At 60.5% G+C, this 18,709-nt stretch carries 18 protein-coding genes, 1 tRNA gene and 1 pseudogene; 9 read left to right on the top strand and 11 right to left on the bottom strand.

The genetic code is table 11. The features are described from left to right. Positions 1-164: 164 nt before the first annotated feature. The 6 genes from GGQ90_RS21855 to GGQ90_RS21830 all read right to left on the bottom strand — a co-directional run bounded on the left by GGQ90_RS21855 (position 165) and on the right by GGQ90_RS21830 (position 4,477). A complete protein-coding gene (locus GGQ90_RS21855) occupies positions 165-863 on the bottom strand; it encodes a hypothetical protein (protein WP_069612003.1) in 699 nt (232 codons plus the stop codon). Positions 864-1,208: 345 nt separating this feature from the next. Further along, positions 1,209-1,883 (bottom strand): tRNA-dependent cyclodipeptide synthase, encoded by a 675-nt coding sequence (locus tag GGQ90_RS21850; protein ID WP_069612002.1) that lies wholly within the window; start codon positions 1,881-1,883, stop codon positions 1,209-1,211. 145 nt (positions 1,884-2,028) lie between these two features. After that, positions 2,029-2,670 (bottom strand): NrsF family protein, encoded by a 642-nt coding sequence (locus GGQ90_RS21845; protein WP_069612001.1) that lies wholly within the window; start codon positions 2,668-2,670, stop codon positions 2,029-2,031. Then, positions 2,657-3,223: a sigma-70 family RNA polymerase sigma factor gene (locus GGQ90_RS21840; protein ID WP_069612000.1), complete on the bottom strand. Its 567-nt coding sequence runs from the start codon at positions 3,221-3,223 to the stop codon at positions 2,657-2,659. Before GGQ90_RS21840 ends, GGQ90_RS21845 begins: the two co-directional genes overlap by 14 nt. Beyond that, positions 3,220-4,041: a hypothetical protein gene (locus GGQ90_RS21835; protein WP_069611999.1), complete on the bottom strand. Its 822-nt coding sequence runs from the start codon at positions 4,039-4,041 to the stop codon at positions 3,220-3,222. The genes GGQ90_RS21840 and GGQ90_RS21835 overlap by 4 nt, the downstream gene beginning before the upstream one ends. A 139-nt stretch (positions 4,042-4,180) precedes the next feature. Further along, positions 4,181-4,477: a mercuric transporter MerT family protein gene (locus GGQ90_RS21830; RefSeq protein ID WP_245300419.1), complete on the bottom strand. Its 297-nt coding sequence runs from the start codon at positions 4,475-4,477 to the stop codon at positions 4,181-4,183. Positions 4,478-4,568: 91 nt separating this feature from the next. On the opposite strand from GGQ90_RS21830, the gene GGQ90_RS21825 reads away from it, so the two are divergent. The 6 genes and pseudogenes from GGQ90_RS21825 to GGQ90_RS21800 all read left to right on the top strand — a co-directional run. After that, positions 4,569-5,039: a MerR family transcriptional regulator gene (locus GGQ90_RS21825; protein WP_069611997.1), complete on the top strand. Its 471-nt coding sequence runs from the start codon at positions 4,569-4,571 to the stop codon at positions 5,037-5,039. Positions 5,040-5,091: 52 nt separating this feature from the next. Continuing rightward, positions 5,092-6,438, top strand: coding sequence for a dihydrolipoyl dehydrogenase family protein (locus GGQ90_RS21820; protein WP_069611996.1), 1,347 nt, complete (start codon positions 5,092-5,094; stop codon positions 6,436-6,438). A gap of 306 nt (positions 6,439-6,744) precedes the next feature. Continuing rightward, the gene (locus GGQ90_RS21815) at positions 6,745-7,059 is read left to right on the top strand and encodes a hypothetical protein (RefSeq protein ID WP_069611995.1); all 315 of its coding nucleotides are present in this window, start codon (positions 6,745-6,747) and stop codon (positions 7,057-7,059) included. A 144-nt stretch (positions 7,060-7,203) separates the two neighbouring features. Further along, positions 7,204-7,596 carry a phosphoribosyl-AMP cyclohydrolase gene (gene hisI / locus GGQ90_RS21810; RefSeq protein WP_141720047.1) on the top strand — a complete coding sequence of 131 codons (393 nt, stop codon included), beginning with the start codon at positions 7,204-7,206 and terminating at the stop codon, positions 7,594-7,596. 958 nt (positions 7,597-8,554) lie between these two features. Then, positions 8,555-8,785, top strand: coding sequence for a helix-turn-helix transcriptional regulator (locus GGQ90_RS21805; protein WP_069611992.1), 231 nt, complete (start codon positions 8,555-8,557; stop codon positions 8,783-8,785). A gap of 103 nt (positions 8,786-8,888) precedes the next feature. Next, a pseudogene (locus GGQ90_RS21800) lies at positions 8,889-9,053 on the top strand (JAB domain-containing protein); the annotation flags it as partial. Between the two features lie 2 nt (positions 9,054-9,055). Here the strand turns inward: GGQ90_RS21800 and GGQ90_RS21795 are convergent. From GGQ90_RS21795 to GGQ90_RS21785, 3 genes are all read right to left on the bottom strand, one after another. Further along, positions 9,056-9,436, bottom strand: coding sequence for a VOC family protein (locus GGQ90_RS21795; protein WP_188083976.1), 381 nt, complete (start codon positions 9,434-9,436; stop codon positions 9,056-9,058). A gap of 99 nt (positions 9,437-9,535) precedes the next feature. Continuing rightward, positions 9,536-10,927 carry a DEAD/DEAH box helicase gene (locus GGQ90_RS21790; protein ID WP_188083975.1) on the bottom strand — a complete coding sequence of 464 codons (1,392 nt, stop codon included), beginning with the start codon at positions 10,925-10,927 and terminating at the stop codon, positions 9,536-9,538. 135 nt (positions 10,928-11,062) lie between these two features. Next, positions 11,063-11,494 carry a hypothetical protein gene (locus GGQ90_RS21785; protein WP_188083974.1) on the bottom strand — a complete coding sequence of 144 codons (432 nt, stop codon included), beginning with the start codon at positions 11,492-11,494 and terminating at the stop codon, positions 11,063-11,065. Between the two features lie 77 nt (positions 11,495-11,571). On the opposite strand from GGQ90_RS21785, the gene GGQ90_RS21780 reads away from it, so the two are divergent. From GGQ90_RS21780 to GGQ90_RS21770, 3 genes are all read left to right on the top strand, one after another. Continuing rightward, a complete protein-coding gene (locus tag GGQ90_RS21780; protein WP_188083973.1) occupies positions 11,572-13,026 on the top strand; it encodes an FAD-binding oxidoreductase in 1,455 nt (484 codons plus the stop codon). Positions 13,027-13,142: 116 nt separating this feature from the next. Beyond that, the gene (locus tag GGQ90_RS21775) at positions 13,143-13,931 is read left to right on the top strand and encodes a SapC family protein (RefSeq protein WP_188083972.1); all 789 of its coding nucleotides are present in this window, start codon (positions 13,143-13,145) and stop codon (positions 13,929-13,931) included. 310 nt (positions 13,932-14,241) lie between these two features. Further along, positions 14,242-14,316, top strand: a tRNA-Glu gene (locus tag GGQ90_RS21770). 2,095 nt (positions 14,317-16,411) lie between these two features. On the opposite strand, the gene GGQ90_RS21765 is transcribed toward GGQ90_RS21770, so the two are convergent. Both GGQ90_RS21765 and xerC read right to left on the bottom strand, forming a co-directional pair. Next, positions 16,412-16,756, bottom strand: a complete 345-nt coding sequence (locus tag GGQ90_RS21765; RefSeq protein ID WP_188083971.1) for a hypothetical protein — start codon at positions 16,754-16,756, stop codon at positions 16,412-16,414. Positions 16,757-17,631: 875 nt separating this feature from the next. Next, entirely contained in the window at positions 17,632-18,702 is a 1,071-nt protein-coding gene (xerC, locus tag GGQ90_RS21760; RefSeq protein WP_188083970.1) for a site-specific tyrosine recombinase XerC, read from the bottom strand. Positions 18,703-18,709 lie beyond the last annotated feature (7 nt).

Raw genomic sequence — 18,709 nt, 5'->3', positions numbered from 1 at the left:
TGGCGCCAGACTTTCAGCAATTTCGGTGATGTAGCGTGTATGTTTCATAGCTATTTCCTTGGGATGCACAGCGCGAAAGCTGCTTTGCTTCTCTGAGGGTGAACCGGCGGCAGGTGCGATCTGGACCAGAATGCTCGCGCGTGGTCCAACACGAGCTAAGCGTCTTATTTTTCACCGGGCGCGGGGCGCTCTCCCTTCGCAAGCGCCTCGTCGAATGCTGACACTCCAGCTGTGCCGAGCTGTGCTCGCGCTATGTCTCGAAGTTGCTCATCGCGGGGCTTTTGATCGCCTGTGCGGGGCGCATCGGAACTGCGGATGAAACGTGCCTTGAGGATGTCGGCGAAGCTCACCGTCAGCAACCGTGTCTTGTCTTCGGAGAGCGCCACCTTCGCCTCGATTCGGTGCACGAGCCGGGCGGCGATGATATCGGCCTCCTCGATGCTGAGGGCGTCCACCTGAGCCCCTCGATACCAAGGAGCGTCCGACCGGAAGCTGGCCAGCTCCGTTGTCCGTGCTTCGCCTTGGAGCTCTGTCGCGACATCCTTCTCGAATATTTCCCGCAGGAGCGTGCGAACGGTTTTCGTGCGCGCCTCGCGGTTCCGGTCTGATCCCACCACGGCGAGCACGGTCCCGGCCCGGTTTATCCAGGCCTCAGCAATTCCCGTATTTTGCTCGAGTTCGAGGAGAACCGGTTTGGCGAGCCCGCCGCATGCGATCTCCGGAGCCGCGGGGCACTGCCAGGGGACTTGGAACAAGCTTATAGTCTCGGGTTGAACCCTCGACCTGCCCTCGTCGGCAAAGCTGGCCGTCGTCCACAGGACGCTAACCACCGCACAGGCCAAGGCGATGAAGGTTTTTCTCATCTATTGTTCCTTTCTCTCGAAGGTTCCATTGGAACTTCCACCGACGTCATTTTTTGCCGACATGCTGTAACGGTTGCGAGCGAGGTCTTCGGCTCGCGCTGCAGGCGCCCTACGAACATAAGTTCGCAAGCGCGGCTCGATCGGTTACATCGAATGTGATTGGGTCGCGCGAACTTGAGCGTGAGATCTTGAGCCACCGACCGCCAGCGACGAAGCCGCCGCTCGAGCATGGCGCGATGCCACCGCGCAGCAGGATGGCGCTGCCCAACGGTGGTCCGCCTGAGCAAGACAGGCGACTCTCTGCGGCCCGCCTCACTCAGTGAATTTCGAACACGTCCCATGGCGCTAGCCGGACACTGGGGTGACCTCGATAAAGCCCTGGTTAGGGCTGGCTATCGCCCCCCGTTGTGTCTCAAGTAGCTTGCGCAGAAAAGCGGGGCACTGATGGTAACAAAACACCGAATGCTGCACGCCCAAAATATACGGCGTGTCCAGAAAGAATGGCACTTCGGCGAGGAAGTAGCGGGCGCCCATCTCAATCGCTGTGGGCGTCAAGGGGCCCTTTCGATCTGGGTGCTTCTCAAGCACCCATGCTGCACTCTCAAGACAACCTTCTCGGAACTCGGGATCGGAGGCGAAGAGGTCTTGATAACGAGCGTGCCCGGCTGAATAGTTGTTATGTTCATCGAGAACGCGACCGTTCAGCAATATGGTGCTGAGCTCGTCTTCTGCTTCTACGGTCGAAAGCGCGCGAGCGATCTTGTTCTCGAGGTAATTCGCTTGTCGTCGCGCCTTCTTCTCTGCGCGTGCGGGAGAATACCCTAGCGCCTCGAGCGTGAGCGCAGCGGGTCTGTCAGGCACATAGAAGTGAAAGGCTGTAAAGTTTCGGCGCGCCCACCGGGCAAGCTCAGAAATTCGCATCTCTGAGAAGTAGCTGTTGAAGGGGCTGATGCCGATGACAGCATGGGTTCGGCTGTCAAACAGCTCGGAACAACGCAAAGTTACGGGATTGGCGAGCATGCAAATTCCAAAAGGCTAGAAGCACGCCCAACTGGCGCCCTACGAACATAAGTTCGCAAGCGCGGCTCGATCGGTTACATCGAATGTCGGTTTCGAGCGGAAGGTGCAGGCGATTTCTCCGCGGGGACAGAAACCTCGCGATGAACTACCAGCGCAGAAGCCGTTGTCCGAGCATGCCGCCGATCAAGCCGCACATCAGGATGGCGCTGCTGTACCAGCAAGCGACGAAGGGCAGAGAATCGTCGCCGCAAGCGAGGGCATAGGCGCTAGCGCTGACGCCGCCGGCTAGCAGCCCTGCGAGTGCGCCCGTGCGCCAGAGTTCTGTGGGCGCGCCCCAGCGCAGCGCCAGCACCATCAAGGCGTAGGGCACCGCGGCCATAACCGGGATGATCACCAGGCACTTCGGCCACGCATGACCAGCAATCAAAGCTGCCCATTGTGCGCCGGGTGTTACGTAAAGGTCCAGCGCCGCCAGCAACACGATTCCGACGAAAGGTAGCGCCGCCACAAGGTTCGACGACCGTCGTGCTTGCCCCGGCCTGGCGAACCGGAGCAGCAACAGGAAGGCGGTGGCCGCCACTCCGGCCGCAAATACAAGCTTCAGCATGAGAAAGCCAAGAGCGTGGGGTTCTCGAAGGTCGGGCCGCAGGCCGAGAGTCAGGCAGATCGCGGCGACAGCCGCTAGGCTTCCCGCTGCGAATGCGAGGCCTAAGGCGCGTGAGGCGCGACGATAGTCAACGGGTTTGAGATCGACCGTCAACCGGTTGATCAGATCAGCGGTCTTCACGCCACAACCTCCCGCCGATGGCAACAGTCATCGCCTTGAGTCCCCGATGGATGCGGACTTTCGCGGCCGCCTCAGTAATGCCTTCACGAGCGGCGGCTTCGGCGACGCTTCGTCCGTCGAGTTTGACGTCGCGAATGACACGCTGGCTATGTTGGGGGATGGTCGCAAGCAGTTTTTCCATATCGATTCCGGACTCCACCGCCATATGGTCGAACCCGTCCAACATTGCCTCGGCCGCGTCGAGCGGCCCCTCGGCATGAGCCATCTTGCTCCGGCGGAGATGGTCGATAAGCTTGTAGCGTGCGATCGCGTACAGCCATGGCGTGAAGGGCTCGGAGGGATCATAGGTATCTCGTCGGGTGTGCACCGCCAATAGCACTTCCTGGACGACGTCCTCAGCATCGGCGACGTTCCGTCCCATTTGGGTCAGCTTCCTCCTCATATAGGCGCGAAGCAGCGAACTCAGCTGTTCCAGGAGAGTTCGGTAAGCCGTCGCATCTCCGAGCTGGGCTTGTTCCATCATCAGCCTGAGGGCGCCTTCCTGACGTTTCATCCCCGGCTCAGGAGCGCACTGCTTACAATGCCTAAAGTAAGACCGAAGCCCGCGTGTCCGACGGCTTCCCAGATGAAATTCGCAACGGTGTGGGACCCCATTGCGAAGACCATGCCGGGATAAATCACCAGCACGAGGTAGGGTGTCGCCCATTTCCATCCCCGTCCGCCAAACAGCATCAGGAACGAGAGGCTGAACATGATCCCGCTCCAATAATGCCAAGCGTAGCCCAGGGCGACGGTCGCTCCTCGGCTAAGAGAGGAAACCCGCTCATGCTCTGCGGTGGGCCCCGCCCCTGGTTGATGGTCCTCGTGCAGGGCTGCCGAGCCGTGTGGATCAGTCGGGCTCGAAGCAGGCGGCGCGGCTTGCTCGCGCATGGGACCGGTCCCGTGTTCGTCGGCATGCATGGACCCATGGCCCCCGGGCGCAACTTGCCCTGTGAGGCGTCGCCCAAAGTCGAGCGCCTCGTCCATGGCGATGACGCCGGCGCTCATCCCCGCCACCCTGCTGGCGTCGTAGGTGGCGGTTGCCATATAGCCCGCCAGAAGAGCCACGATGACTGTCCGGATGAAGCGTTGGTAACCGGTCCGTCTGGCCAGTGCGACGGAGGCGATGGTGAGCAGGATCGAAGCCAGCCAGAAGATGGGTCCGATGGTCGACATCGGCACCCCCCATTTCAGGTCAAGGATCAAGGGAAGAGGCCCGATCACGCACGCCGCAAGCGCCAGGATGCGCGGCAGCCAGAAGTCCCTGGACGTTCGCCCCTGTCGAAAGCCATCGAAAATCGAGCCGTCGAAATTGGCAGTAGCGGCGGCCATATTCAAATCTCCCCTGTGATCAGCGGTCGGGCCGCGCCGCGCGGCTGAAACACGCCGTCGCCTTGGGTTTGAGTGGCATTGAGCCCGGCTAAAACTTCACGACGCCGTCGGGGGGAGGCCGCGCGCAAGCTTCTTCGACTCAAGCCCGCTGAGCTTCCAGCAGACCAAGGAAGAAGTGGTAGTCGAGGAACCCGGCCGTTCCTGCCACTGACAGCGGCGTGTAGGGCGCGAGCGCCGTCAGGTTGGCGATCCATGGCCCCGCTCCGATGCCGAGGCTGAAGATGATCTGCGGTCCGATACCGCAGGACGAGGTGGCCACCGCACCGAGGAATACCGCCGACGGCAACCAAGCGCCGCCGCTCCACAGCGACGTGTTGCGACGCGTGCAAATCCGCGGTGACAGGCGTTGTCGCCGCCGGTGCGGGGTGCGATGCATTCACCAAGTCAGACCTTACTCCCGTTGCCGAAATTCGATTCGAATCGTATGATACGGGCTGTAGTCACTACAGGTTCAAGAAGGAAATTCGATGAGCGGTCACGCAGCAGTAAAAAGCCTCCAGAGGGGAGAGCTTGCCGAACGGACGGGCTGCAATATCGAGACCGTGCGCTACTACGAAAAGATCGGCCTCTTGCCGGAGCCGCCGCGCACCTCGGGTGGCCATCGTGCCTACAGCTCGACGCACGAACGGCGCCTTCGCTTCGTTATGCGAGCTCGCGAACTTGGCTTTTCCCTGGAAGAGATCCGTGAGCTTCTGCGGTTGGCCGAAGAGCGCGACCGACCATGCGCCGAAGCTAGCACCGTAGCAGCCACCCACCTTCAGGACGTGAGGACGAAGATCGCCGATTTGAAGCGCATGGAGGGCGTGCTCAAAAACGTCGTCGTTCAATGCGGAGACGGCACGCAGCCGGAATGCCCGCTCATCGAGACCTTGTTCCGCGAACCTACGGCCAGATCGGCAAAGCCACGCACGAAATCAGCGAGAAGTCCGGGTGACTAAGCACGCACAGCAGCAGTGCGGTGGCGACAGAGAGAGAGAGAGAGAGAGAGAGATGGCAAACCAATACGACCTTGTAATCATAGGAACCGGCACAGCGGCCATGGTCGCCGCAATGCGCGTGCGCGCCGCCGGTTGGAGCGTGGCGGTCATCGACTACCGGCCTTTCGGGGGCACCTGCGCACTGCGGGGCTGCGACCCGAAAAAGATGCTTGTCGGCGGCGCCTCGGCTCTCGACCATGTCCGGCGCATGAGTGGCAATGGCGTTGCCGGCGACGTCCATATCGACTGGCCAGAATTGATTGCCTTCAAGCGCACCTTCACCGACCCGGTCCCCGAAAAGCACGAACACCGCTACGAAGAAAAGGGCATTCATACCTATCACGGCCATGCACGCTTCGCAGGTCGGAACAGTCTGACGGTGGACAGCGAGAGTCTTGAAGCCCGTCACGTTTTGATCGCTGCGGGCGCCGAGCCGATAAAGCTGCACATTCCGGGTGAAGAGTATTTCGCTACCAATGAGGACTTCCTGGCCATGGAGCGACTGCCAGAACGGATCGTGCTGGTCGGTGGTGGCTATATAGCGTCGGAATTTTCCCACATCGCGGCCCGCGCGGGCGCGCAAGTGACTATCCTTCAACGTGGCGAGCGGATGCTTACGCACTTTGAGCCTGACCTTGTCGGCTGGCTCATGGACAAATTCGGCGAGATCGGGGTCGATGTGCGCCTGCGGACCACAGTACAGGCAATCGAGAAGAAGGGTGCGGGCTTTGTGGTTCGCGCCTCGTCAGAAAGCGGCGACACGACGTTTGAAGCCGACCTTGTTGTGCATGCGGCCGGTCGGGCGCCCGCGCTCGACGCGCTTGATCTTGAAACCGGCGGCATCGCGACGGAGAACGGCCGGCTCAAACTGAATGAGCACCTCCAGAGCGTCTCTAACCCGGCCGTGTACGCCGCCGGCGATGCGGCACAGAAGGGCCCGCCGCTCACTCCGGTCTCAAGCCATGACGGCAAGGTGGTCGCCGCTAACCTTCTGGAGGGCAATCGGCATACACCCGACTATCGCGGTGTGCCGAGCGTGGCCTTCACGGTCCCGCCGATCGCTGCTGTCGGACTGAGCGAGGACGAAGCACGTCAGCAGGGCCTGAAATTCCAGACCAAGTCCCAGAAGGCGTCCGACTGGTTTACTGCCCGCCAGGCCGCAGAGAAGACCTATGGCTTCAAGGTGATGGTGGAGGACGACACCGGGCGTATCCTAGGCGCACATCTCGTCGGACCACATGCCGATGAAGTGATTAATCTGTTTGCCCTGGCGATCCGCCACGACCTAACGGCCGACAATTTGAAGACGACGATGTTCGCGTATCCCACCGGCGCCTCGGATATCGGCTACATGCTCTGAATGCCTTTGCGTCTTCTGTAATCATCGAGGACGGACGCATCTGGCTCTATTACTCGTTGAAGGACGCCGAACTGGCACGCGCAGAGCTTCGACGTAGCTAATCGCTTCGTCGGCGATGCGCCAACCCAGGAGCGCGGGCGCAGACATGGTGAAGCTAGTCGACCAGCCAATCGGATGAAAATTCGGTATTGACCCTGTACTTAGTACAGGGTGTAGCAGTTCTAATGTGACGATCGTCAATGTGAACTAACGAGCAGCGCAGCACAGATGGCTTGGCAGCGCCACTAGCGCGGAAAGTGAGGTTTCATGAACGAAAAGCCAGCAGCCGGGCTTATGACGGCGATTGTCGTCGCGCCACTGGTCGCGCTTTGCTGCCTTGGGCCGCTTTTTATTGGCTCGGCAGTAGGTGGTGTCGTGGGCTGGCTTAGCGGACAGGGTCTTGCATTGACCGCCGTGCTGGCATTCTTGGCCGCAGCCATCGGCTACGCCGTGATGCGTTGGCGCAGGGCTTCATCCAATCGAGTGGATGCCGGCCCGACTTGCGCATGCGATGTATCTGAAGCGCGGCAGGACGTCGAGCTTGATATCGTCAAGCCTGCGAACGAACGGCGGACCCGTTAATCGCAACGATTCGGGCGGTCCGGAGCGCACGGTGCGATCGCTCAGGCCGGACGATCATCCATAGAACTGGTACGTGCCAATCAAGGAATGCCAATGCCACTGGAAGATCAGCGACCTGACCCATTAAGAGCGGACCCTGCGGAGATGATCGAAGAATGCTCGGCCTTGTTGCCAGGGTTCAATGAGGTCGGGCTCATTCCCGCTGTCGCGACAGACGTCGCGAGTGGAGTGGTGCTGATGCTGGCGTGGATGAATGCGGAGGCGTTGAACAAGACGATCGAGACCGGCCAGGCCTGGTACTGGAGCCGGTCCCGCCAGCGTCTCTGGCATAAGGGCGCGACAAGCGGGCAGATCCAACAGGTCGAAAAACTGCGCATCGACTGTGATCAGGACACGGTCTGGCTCAAGGTGCGCGTCGCGGGCGACGGCGGCTGTTGTCACACCGGCCGAACCAGTTGTTTCTATCGCCGAATCGTGACCGGGTCGGAGGGTCCGACGCTCCAACGGCTATCCCACGCTCGGCCATTGTCGCGCTGAAAGGCCGCCTCAGAAAATGAGGCAATAAGCTGTACATGCCCGTTGAGAACATGTTTGTGCACAGGGGCTTCAGCAAATCCTGCTTTCTGTGATCCACGCACCTGTGCGGCATCTAGTACCTCGTCACAGAGATTATGATGTTCGACCAATCGCAAGAATCGGGTGTTGCGAGCTCCCGCAACCACTCTCCTCAGCACTCCAAACCTGCGCTCCTGCACGAGATGTGATGGTCGAGGGCGTGCAGCCGCTAAGACAGCGTCCAGATCCTGCGGCTGGTCGAGCAGGCCGGCGATGAGGCGCGCGGGGCGCGCGGCGTGCCGGCCGGCACGATCCGGATCTCCTGCACGGCACATCAGCCGGCTGATCTTCGCCTTTCAGGGCCGCTACCCCAACATCGGAGGCGACCTCAGCCTGACCGACGAGCGCGTCGACCTGGCCCGAGAGGGCGTCGACATCGCGCACCACCGATCTCTTTCAGGGATGCGCATGAGAATCTAGGCGGCCATAACCAAAGCCGAACTTAGGGACTCAGATTTTGCCGAATGAGAAGGTGGTGCGGGTGGCCGGGGTCGAACCGGCACTCCTCTCGGAACTGGATTTTAAAGGGAGTCGTGTCTTCCCCTTCGCCCGCATCTGCCCGCAGTGACCTCGAAAAATCGCCTCATTCACCGACGTGGCAACACCTATGCCGCGCCTGACCTCTGCTGTGGTCACTTGGCAAAGAGCGCAACCCCGCCGATGTGGCGTCGCCTGTATCCATTTTCCCGACACTCACCTGAAAGCGCTTTTGCGGAGGAAAATTGCGCAGCATTGATGTCAGTGCAGAAGCGTGAGCGCCCGGGCCTGGGTGATGAAAGTGGTGATCCGAAGGGACGCTCTTCGGACACATCGCCTACACGCGATCGTCAACCTAGAATCGGCGACACGACCCTAGTCGTTGCGGCGGATGGAGGCAGAAATGGCAGAAAGCAAATTCCTTACTCCAGAAGAGGTGGCTGAGCGCTACCGCGGTGGCATTTCCGTTGGGACCCTCCGAAATTGGCGCGCCATGCGTCTTGGTCCGTCGTTCGTCAAAGTTGGTAAGGCGGTGCTCTATCCCATCGACGAGCTTGATGAATGGGACGATAAGAATAAAGTGCAGTGCCGTGCTTCCAAACGACTCGCCGAACACTCCGGTGATCAGGCGTGATTATCATGATCGGGCACGAACAACCGATCCCAATGCGCGGCACCATCATTTCCCAACTTCCAGAATAATGGCACAAAATCAGCAACTTGGAAAGCCCGCTGGCGTGGTCCATAACCACCCGTCAGGCGACCCATCGCCCAGCAAGCAGGATATCGAAATCACCCGCCAGATCGTCGAGGCCGGCAAGCGGCTGGGCATCGGCGTCCATGACCATATCATCATCGGCGCGCAGGGGCATAGCAGCCTTCGTGCCCAGGGATTGCTATAGGATCAGGCGCGCTCGATCAGTTCGGACGGCCAGCCGATCCGCACCAGCAATCCATCCGGCCCATTGATCCCGACCTCGTACAGCCCCCATTCGCGATGGCGCAAAACGCCGCCCGGCCGGATGACCAGATCATCGACCCGCGCCGCAATCGCAGCCACATCAGGCGTGCGGAGATAGACGCCAAAGGGATTATGCGCCGGCACATCCCAGGGCGGTGCGCCAGCCTGGGTCAGATGCACCTCGCATCCCCATCCTTCCATGATGTGATAATGGTGATCGCCACCGACCCGCATGAAGCCCAGCCTTTCCCAGAAGGCCAGGGCGATTGCAACGTCATTGCTGGGCACGATGGCGAAGGCCCCTACGCTCGGATTTTCGGACATAAAACACGCCTTTCGATTCCACGCCTGCCGCTATGCAACAAAAAAGCCCCCGTCAGGCGTCAGCATGACAGGAGCTCTTCTGGATCGTTGCTGCCGGACTCAGCCGCTAAAGCCGAAATTCAGGAATTCGGGAACCGGACCATTCCAGCCATCGTCCGGGCCATCGTCCTGCTCCTGCCGGCGCGACTGCGGTGCAGGGCGCGCTGCCGGTGCATCCCGGCGGTCGTCGCGTCGATCATCGCGCTTTTCCTTGCGCCGATCATCCTTGCGCTCAGGCTTGCGGCGCGTTTCACGGCCGCCTTCGCGGTCATCGTCACGTTCCTCCCGCTCGGCCTTCCGCGGCTCTTCCTTCGCGCGCGGAGCCGGGGCAGCGGCCGTCGGCGTCTCGACATAGTCGATCTTGGTGCCGATCAGCTTCTGGATGTTATCGATCGCCTCGGCGTCCTCGGCCGCAACGAATGTATAAGCGACACCCTTGGCCCCCGCGCGACCGGTCCGACCGATGCGGTGGACATAGTCATCGGGATGCCAGGGCGCATCGAAGTTGAAGACGTGGCTGACACCCTTGATGTCCAGGCCACGTGCGGCCACGTCCGACGCGACCAGGATATTGACGGTACCGTCACGGAACCGCTCCAGTTCAGCGATGCGCGATGCCTGGTCGATGTCGCCATGAATTTCGCCCGACTTGAAACCGTAGCGCTGCAGACTCTTGTTGAGTTCGCGCACGGTCGTCTTGCGGTTGCAGAAGATCACCGCGCTCTGGACCTCTTCGGCCTCCAGCATTGCGCGCAGCGCCTCGCGCTTCTTGCGCGAATCAACCTTCACCAGTCGCTGGGTGATGTTGGTCGACGCCGTTGCCGGGCGCGCCACTTCGATCGACTTGGGATTGTCGAGGAAACGGTCTGCCAGCTTCTTGATGACCGGCGGCATCGTTGCAGAGAACAACAAAGTCTGCCGTTGCGCGGGCAGCTTGGTGCAGATTTCCTCGATATCCGGGATGAAGCCCATGTCGAGCATGCGGTCGGCTTCGTCTATGACCAGCATGCTGCAACCGTTGAGCAATATCTTGCCGCGCTGGAACAGGTCCATCAACCGACCCGGCGTCGCGATCAGCACGTCGACGCCCTTTTCCAGCGCCTTGATCTGGTCGCCCATCTGCACGCCGCCGATCAGCAGCGCCATGGAGAGCTTGTGATATTTGCCGTATTTTTCGAAATTCTCGGCAACCTGCGCGGCGAGTTCGCGGGTCGGTTCCAGGATCAGGCTGCGCGGCATCAGTGCACGCGCCCGACCATGGGCCAGAATGTCGATCATCGGCAGCACGAAGCTCGCCGTCTTGCCCGTGCCCGTCTGAGCGATGCCGATGATGTCCTTCATCATCAACACCGGCGGGATCGCCTGCGCCTGGATCGGCGTGGGCGTGTCGTAACCGGCCTCGGTTACGGCCTTGAGCAATTCGTCGGAAAGGCCGAGATCGGCAAAAGTCATTCAAATGTCCGGGACAGGAGGTGCTCTGGTCGCCGCAAAGACGAGACAGAAATCGCGCGCGCCTTGCGGAAATATCAGCACCTTGTCAAGGAAATCGCGCAAATTCGCCCATTGGGCATATGCTTTTTTGCGTGCTCAATCTTCAGGTTCGGCTTCCACCAGCCGCTTGAAGCTGTCGATCGCGCAGCTTGCGCCGCTGCGGGCCTGCAGCTCGTCCCGGCCTGAACAGAGCGACCCATCCTCGTCCGGTTCGACATAGAAGCCCGAGTAAAAGCTGGCGGAGTCGCACCCCCGCTCCAGCCTGGCCCGATAACGATGCCTGTCCGCCAGGACCAGATCGATACCATTTGATACCACGATGCTGGCCCCGCGAATCGACCGCAACGCCACGCAGCGTGGCCCCTTCTTCTCTTCCCAGCGCTCGTCATTCTTGGGCACGACTCGCGTCGGCGCACGCCCCTTGGCCATCGGAACACGAATGATCACGCGCTGCTCGATCGTCAACTGCGCCCATTGCACCGGGTCGGCAGCAGGCGCTGCAAGCAGCATCAGGATGGTATGAACCAAGCGGAACCCCTTTTGGGAGTGGCAAGCTATCGGCCAACGGTTGAACCGTCGATGAATTCCGAGGCATAGCATGTCCCATGACAGAACAAGCCACAATCGAGCAGGATGCCATCCAACGCTTTGCCGCCATACTCGGTCCCAAGGGGATCATGACCGATCCCGACGATATCTCACCGTGGGTGAGCGACTGGCGCGGGCGCTATCATGGCGCCGCGCGCGCGATCCTGTCGCCCGCCACAACGCGCGAAGTGGCCGACTGCGTCGCGCTGGCGGCGGAACTGCGCATTGCACTCGTACCACAGGGCGGCAACACCTCGATGGTCGGCGGGGCGACCCCACCGGCCGACGGATCAGCGTTGATCCTTTCACTCCGCCGCATGAACCAGATCCGCAGCCTGTCGACCGACGACAATCTGGCGGTGTGCGAGGCAGGCGTCATCCTCGCCAACCTGCATGATGCCGCCGAAGCGGCCGGTCGCCGCTTTCCGCTAAGCCTGGGCGCCAAGGGATCGGCAACGATCGGCGGCCTGGTCTCGACCAATGCCGGCGGCACCCAGGTGCTGCGTCACGGCACGATGCGCGCACTCGTCGAAGGCATAGAGGCTGTGCTGCCCGACGGCAGCATCTTCGACGGACTCGACGCACTCAAAAAGGATAATCGCGGCTATGATATCAAACAGTTGCTGATCGGAGCGGAGGGTACGCTGGGCGTCATTACCGCAGCTACCCTTCGGCTCGTTCCGGCCATCGCCGCTCGCGCGGTCGGCTGGATCGGTGTTCAGACGCCGGCCGACGCCCTCGCCCTGCTGCGCCTGGTCGAAAGCGAACTTGGCGACAGCGTCGAGGGGTTCGAGGTGATTGCCGACGATGGCCTGGGTCATGTCCTGTCCCATATCCCCGGCACGCGCTCCCCGATCGAGACCCGCACCCCCTGGCATGTGCTGGTCGAGGTCGACCATGGCGACATGCGCGAACCCGGTCCAACCGAGCGGCTGGAAGGGGCACTCGGCCTGGCGCTGGAGCGCGGTATCGCGATCGACGCCGCCATCGCCGCCAGCGAGGCGCAGGCAGACGCCTTCTGGCGCATCCGCGAATCCTTGTCGGAATCGGAAAAGGCGCAGGGACCAGCCCTGCAATATGATATCAGCGTGCCAGTTCCGCGCATGCCGGCCTTCATGACGGAGGCAGCAGCGGCGGCGGAAGTCGCCTTCCCCGGCACCTCCGCCTCCTCCTTCGGCCATCTGGGCGACGGCAATGTCCATTTCCACGTCCGCGCGCCCAGGGGCACCAGCGACGGACCGGCCTGGATCACCGCACAGGGCCAGGCGATCAACGCCTTCGTCCATGACGCCGTGGTCGCCGCCGGCGGTTCGATCTCGGCCGAACATGGCATCGGCCAGATGAAGCGCGCCGAACTCGGCCGACTTGCCAGTCCCGCGCGCATCCACGCGTTGCGCGCGATCAAGGCGGCCTTCGACCCCGACGGCATCATGAACCCCGACAAGCTCATCCCCCGCCCCGACGAGGGTTGAGCGCAACCCATCCACAAAGCGATTGCCTAGCGGGATAGCTCCGATTATCCCGTCAGGCCCATATTCGGATCAGCGACGCAAGCCTTGCGCGCTCTCTAACAGGACGGAACAACATCATGGCCAGCGCGCCCGCGAACAGCCTCCCCATCTTCTATAACGACCTGATCCCGCTCAGCACCGTCGATCATGCGGATTATCGCACCCAGCCGGTCGACGCCGCCCCGTTCCTGGTGACCCAGCATGCCGTGCCGCTGACGATCGACGAATTCGTCTCGGCCCAGCGCTTCGTACCGATCATCTTCTCGGCCGGCCAGGATTCGGTTCCGCTCGCGCTGATGGGCCTCAATGAAGGCGTTAACGTCTTCGTCGACGACGAAGGCAAGCTGCGCGGCCCCGCCTATGTTCCGGCCTATGTCCGTCGCTATCCCTGGATGCTGGCCAAGCTGCGCCCCGACAGCGATGAACTCTCGCTCTGCTTCGATCCGACCAGCAAGGCGATCGGTACCGAAGGCGACGGCCCGGTCCTGTTCGAAAATGGCCAGCCGACCGACGTGACCAAGGGCATCCTGAAATTCTGCGAGGATTTCGAGCAGGCTGCCGCCCGCACCGGCCAGTTCATGAAGGATCTGGCCGAAATGGACCTGCTGATGGACGGCGAAGTCGCGATCCAGACGCCCAACAACGAACAGCCCTTCGTCTATCGCGGTTTCCGCATGGTGAACGAGGAAAAGCTGCGCGACCTGCGCGGCGACCAGCTGCGCAAGATCAACCAGAACGGCCTGCTGCCGCTGATCCATGCGCATCTCTTCTCGCTGCAGCTGATGCGCGAGATCTTCGAAGGCCAGGTCAGCCAGGGCAAGGGTCCGATCACCGTGCCGGCCGCGCTGGCGTCGGCAGACGCCTGAAAGAAAGATTAACTCCGTTAATCGCAAATATATCGGCACAGGGCGGGGCTTGCTCTTGAAAGCAGCCTCGCCCTGTTCTATTTCTGTTGCATGCGATGCACCTGCCCCCCTTTCGGGTGTGTCGTATAGGGCGCCTCCCCTTGGAGGCGTCTCCTCCCTGAACCTGGCCACCCCGTGCATCGCATGGGGTGGTTTTTTATGGGCTATAGCCCGCGCAACATCCCCGGCAGAAACTTTTCGCCACTTTCGCTTGACGCCATCGCCGCCCCTGCCTAAAGGCTCGCCCCTGCCTGTCGCCGATGCGACATTTGGCCCCTTCGTCTAGCGGTTAGGACGCGGCCCTCTCACGGCTGAAACACGGGTTCGATTCCCGTAGGGGTCACCAGTCAAGCGCTTTAACGCCTTGAGACTGTGTGAAGAATCGAAAGTTTCTGAAGATCGATCCCACGTTAGAACCCACATTTTGGGTCGAACGTGATGAGATCGCATGAAGCAGGCTGAAGCGATTCTCTCGGCTACGTGCCTCTTAACCTCTCAACCAGAGCATTGCGAAAACTTATCCATGCGCCGAGCTCTACTGGCTCAGAGGGATAGTTTTGGCTAGCATCCTTTCATGCCGTCCAATGCCCTCATGACAGCCACGTCCTGGTTCCAGAATTTGCTTCTCGGCCCCATGGCTACGATCGTGGCAATCATGGCGGTGGCCGTGTTTGGCGTTGCATAGCTTTGCAACGTCAATGCCGACGAACGCCTCTCGTAGCTCATCCATGACACCATCTCCGCGATAGCGAGGGCTCAGCACCTGCGCCGCCCTCGCCAACACAGTGTAAGCGCAGAGTCGCCCTCAGTCGCGCAGCGGACATACGGTCTTACCCTTTAGGTGCAGTAGTGACCCCAGGACCTGCGGCACACCGTCTCACTCACCGCAATGGCGGTTCAATGATACACCCCTGCGCAACAGGGGCCGGGATCAGATACTCACGGGCCTATGAGACGCTCAACTCACTGAACAGGCACATGCCTATTCGCTATCATTGATCTGAATTGCGTCGTCTACTTTGTTGCCATAGTCCAATCTAATGGCGCGCCCCACAACCTTTTCGGATGACGGATCATAAACGTCGATCCGCACAATCTTAATGTTCTTCCAGGTCGTCACTGAGGGCTCTTTGAGAATATACCCCAGAATCTCCATTCTTGGAGCGAATGAATGTGCAGCTTCGTTGCCAAATGCTTGGTCAACTAGCGCAACCTCATCCGACCTTGGAAACTCGAAAGACCAATCAAATATTTTCAAATCCTAATTGGTAAACCTCTTGTCGTAGAATACCACATTGCCATTAGGCCCAATTCTCACACAAGAATAGTTATGGCAGAGGGCCATATTCTGCATATTCGGATTGTCATTTGCTCGGCTGCGACGCCAAAAAGATTCGGCTTGACACAACTTCTCAAACCCTATGCACCGACTCCTTCCATTTGGTGTAATGGTTGAGGGTTGCGCCAAACACTCATGGCCAAGCCTGATGCATCCCTCAACACGGGGATAGTCTCCATCCAAGTAACGTCTGGGATCAATAGGCGTATAAGGCCCATTCCCAGACATAGCGATTTTTTGAGCCGCTACGGCGATTGGCTCGCCCTGATTTTCATCATTTTGCGGCAACAGGCCATCCAACCACGGGCATGTCAGATCAATATACACTGCGCTTGGCGGCTATGAACATCAAGGGTATCAACGCGACTATTGAGAAGGCTATGAGAAACGCAAGCGACGGTTTGTAAGCCAGCGGCCAAGCATCTTCAAATAAAGGAGAAAGGCATAACAGCAAAGCAGTTATGCTTATCACACTGACGTGAAACAACCACCGGGTAACATTGCTATATGAGGTGTCCAACCTCCTCGCTATATACACCTCTGATACTAACACGAACAATGCAGATAGCGTGATCGATATGATCGACAATACGCCTGGCCTGCCTGGAAGAGCATTATAAGTTAGCGCCGCAGAGACAATCACTACGATCAACAGTCGAAAGTATGCGCCAAGGGCGCTCGCATTTAGTCGCATGGATCACTAAGCCCCGCTGCTCCAAGAGCCGTATCTGCTACTTGCCCTCCAACAATCGACGTCACAGGCCCCGCTCCCGCTCGATCAATCAGCGCGCCCGCTGTCATCGAAGCAGCAATGGACGAGGTGCGAGAGACGTCAGGATAGTTGCGAGCCAAGTATACATTGGAACCGAGCGACAATGCACCCCCGACACCAGCAGCAACCCGTCCAGCCACTTTCGCAGCAGGGTGAGGAATGAAGTTTGCTACGGCACCGGCAGCGGTTAGAGCCTTACCAGCGGTGTCTGCACCCTTGGCTACCTTGAAATCGGTGTTCGAACAGTAGTCCGGTTTCGGGATTTTACAGAGGAACGGGGCCGTGCATTGCTTGTATCCGTCGAGCAATGGGCCACTTTGCGGCAAAGGTTCAGGATAGTTCGCGGTCAGCGGCACGAAATGATCGCAATCTGTCCCAGGCACCTAAGCCGACTAGAACGAGGCTAATGATAGCCGAAATGGGGAACATCCGACTGCCATTGGTAAGCAAGATGATCGATAAACCGATAGCAGCAAAGCCGAGTGTCACCAATATGATAGATAGGAAGCGCTTGTGCTTTCTATACACAACAGCGGCCTGTTCCATATCCATATCTCGGTGGAACAGCTTTCCTTCCAATATGTGGACAATCTGCTTATCGCCCTTCGCCAATATTAGCAGCCCAATGCCGACCATGGCGACGATCAGTATAATTTCCCTCATCATGGCCTGCATACCACGCCCTCAACTAAGCCGCCTGCTGTCTTCTGGGTGGCCAAATCTCCAACTTCCTTGATGGCGGGATTATTCAAATAGGAAGAGCGGAACTGGCCTGCGGAGTTCCTCAGCAATCCCGTAGGACCACGGACAGCCTTCAGTCCGTTCTGGAGAGTTCTACCGCCAGGGATAAGGCGAGCACCCAGACTGGCGCCTTGAGCAGCTAGCGGCTGCCAGTTGCCATTCGCATAGGCGTCATACCCGTTGACTGCGCCGATGCCTGCTTCCGCAATATATCCGAGCGCCTTGGTTCCTAGCGCTAACGGCCCTGTTACTCCGCCAGCAGCCAAGCCCACAGTAGCAACATCAAGTCCTGTCGCAAAAGTTTCCAGCACTGCCCTAGCTGAACCGACACCGGTATCCAGCGGAGCGTCGCAAGGATTCTTTTGCGGCAACACAGCACCCCGACGCGCAACGTCGTAGCGCGGGCGGTTTTCCCCAGACGCGACCGTGGGTTGCGAGCCGATCCGCCTGACGCGGCGGCGCGCCCAGGGTTGCAGACCCCCAGAGGCGGTTTTCCGGCCCGGAGAGGGCAGCGCCATGAGGCGCGGTTGCACATCGAGTCCGCTGCGGATTGTCATGGATGCAGCCTAGCGGGATGCCGTGTGACTGGCCAGCACAGAAGGGCTGCGATGCTACGCATCGAGCCAGTAATCAGGATACACACCTCACGCACGGGTGCATGACGCTTTTCTGCCGTTTTCCGAGAGTGCGATCCGCACCCTCATGGGATGCGTGGGAGTCGGATCGGCGGTTTTCCGCCATTGCGCGAGGGTACGGATCGCACTCTCATCCATTCGGTTCTCGGCCATCCCCGGATGGCCTGCGCTTCCTCATTCATCGTCAGCCTCGGCATCGAGCGCGGCAAGCAGGGTTTCACGGCCGTCGCCAGCACCGTCGCCGCCGTCATGCTGACGGCGCGCGGCGGCGATCGGCCGCCCCGGATGGGTGGCGCTGTGGATCTGCTTCAACATGCGGATGCTGACCTGGGTGTAGATCTGCGTGGTGGACAGTTCGGCATGGCCCAGCATGGCCTGGATGAACCGGATGTCGGCCCCGTTCTCCAGCATGAGCGTTGCCATCGTATGGCGGAACAGATGGCACGACCCGCTCTTGCCGATGGCGGCCGCGTTCACATAGTCGCGCACGAGCTGGGTCATGCGGTTGGGCACGAACGCCTCGCCCAGCGTGGTGAGGAACAGCGTGCCGTCATCGACCCCGCACGCGAACGTGTGGCGCACGTCGTCGCGATATTTGCCGATCCAGGCCAGGGCACGCTCGCCGATCGGGATCATGCGGTCCTTCCTGCCCTTGCCCTGGCGCACCATCAGCGTGCCCCTGTCGGCGTCGATGTCGGCCAGGTGCAGCCCGATCAGCTCCATGCGCCGGATGCCGGTGGAGTAGAAGGTCTCCAGCATGGCGCGGTCGCGGATGCCGATCGGGGTGGCGAGGTCGGGCATGGCCAGCACCGTCTCCACCTCGCGGATGTTCAGCACATGGCGGGGCAGGCGCTTTTCCATGCGCGGCAGCTCCAGGTCCGACGCCGGGTTGTAGAGGATGTGATTGCCCCGCGCGAGCCACTTGAACAGCGCGCGGATCGGCGTGGTCCGCACATGCTGGCTGCGCACCGATAGCGGTTCGCCATTGGCCTTGCGGTAGAGGAACAGGTGACGCTGGTATCGCTCCAGTATCGGTTTGCTGATCTCCTGCGGGCGGGTGAGGCCACGTTCATGCGCCCAGCCTATGAACAGGCGCAGCGCGTCCTCCCGGTTCTCCACCGTGCGCTCTGAGTAGGCCTTCTCCCGCTGCCATTGGCTGAACCGAAGCATGTGATGATACAGGCTGTCAGGATCGCGCGTATCGCCCACCGGCGGCTTCGCTCTGGTCTGGCCCTTGCGCGGCATGGCGATG

Source organism: Sphingobium scionense (assembly GCF_014197035.1).
Classification (GTDB): domain Bacteria; phylum Pseudomonadota; class Alphaproteobacteria; order Sphingomonadales; family Sphingomonadaceae; genus Sphingobium; species Sphingobium scionense.
This window is presented reverse-complemented; position numbering and strand designations above follow the sequence as displayed.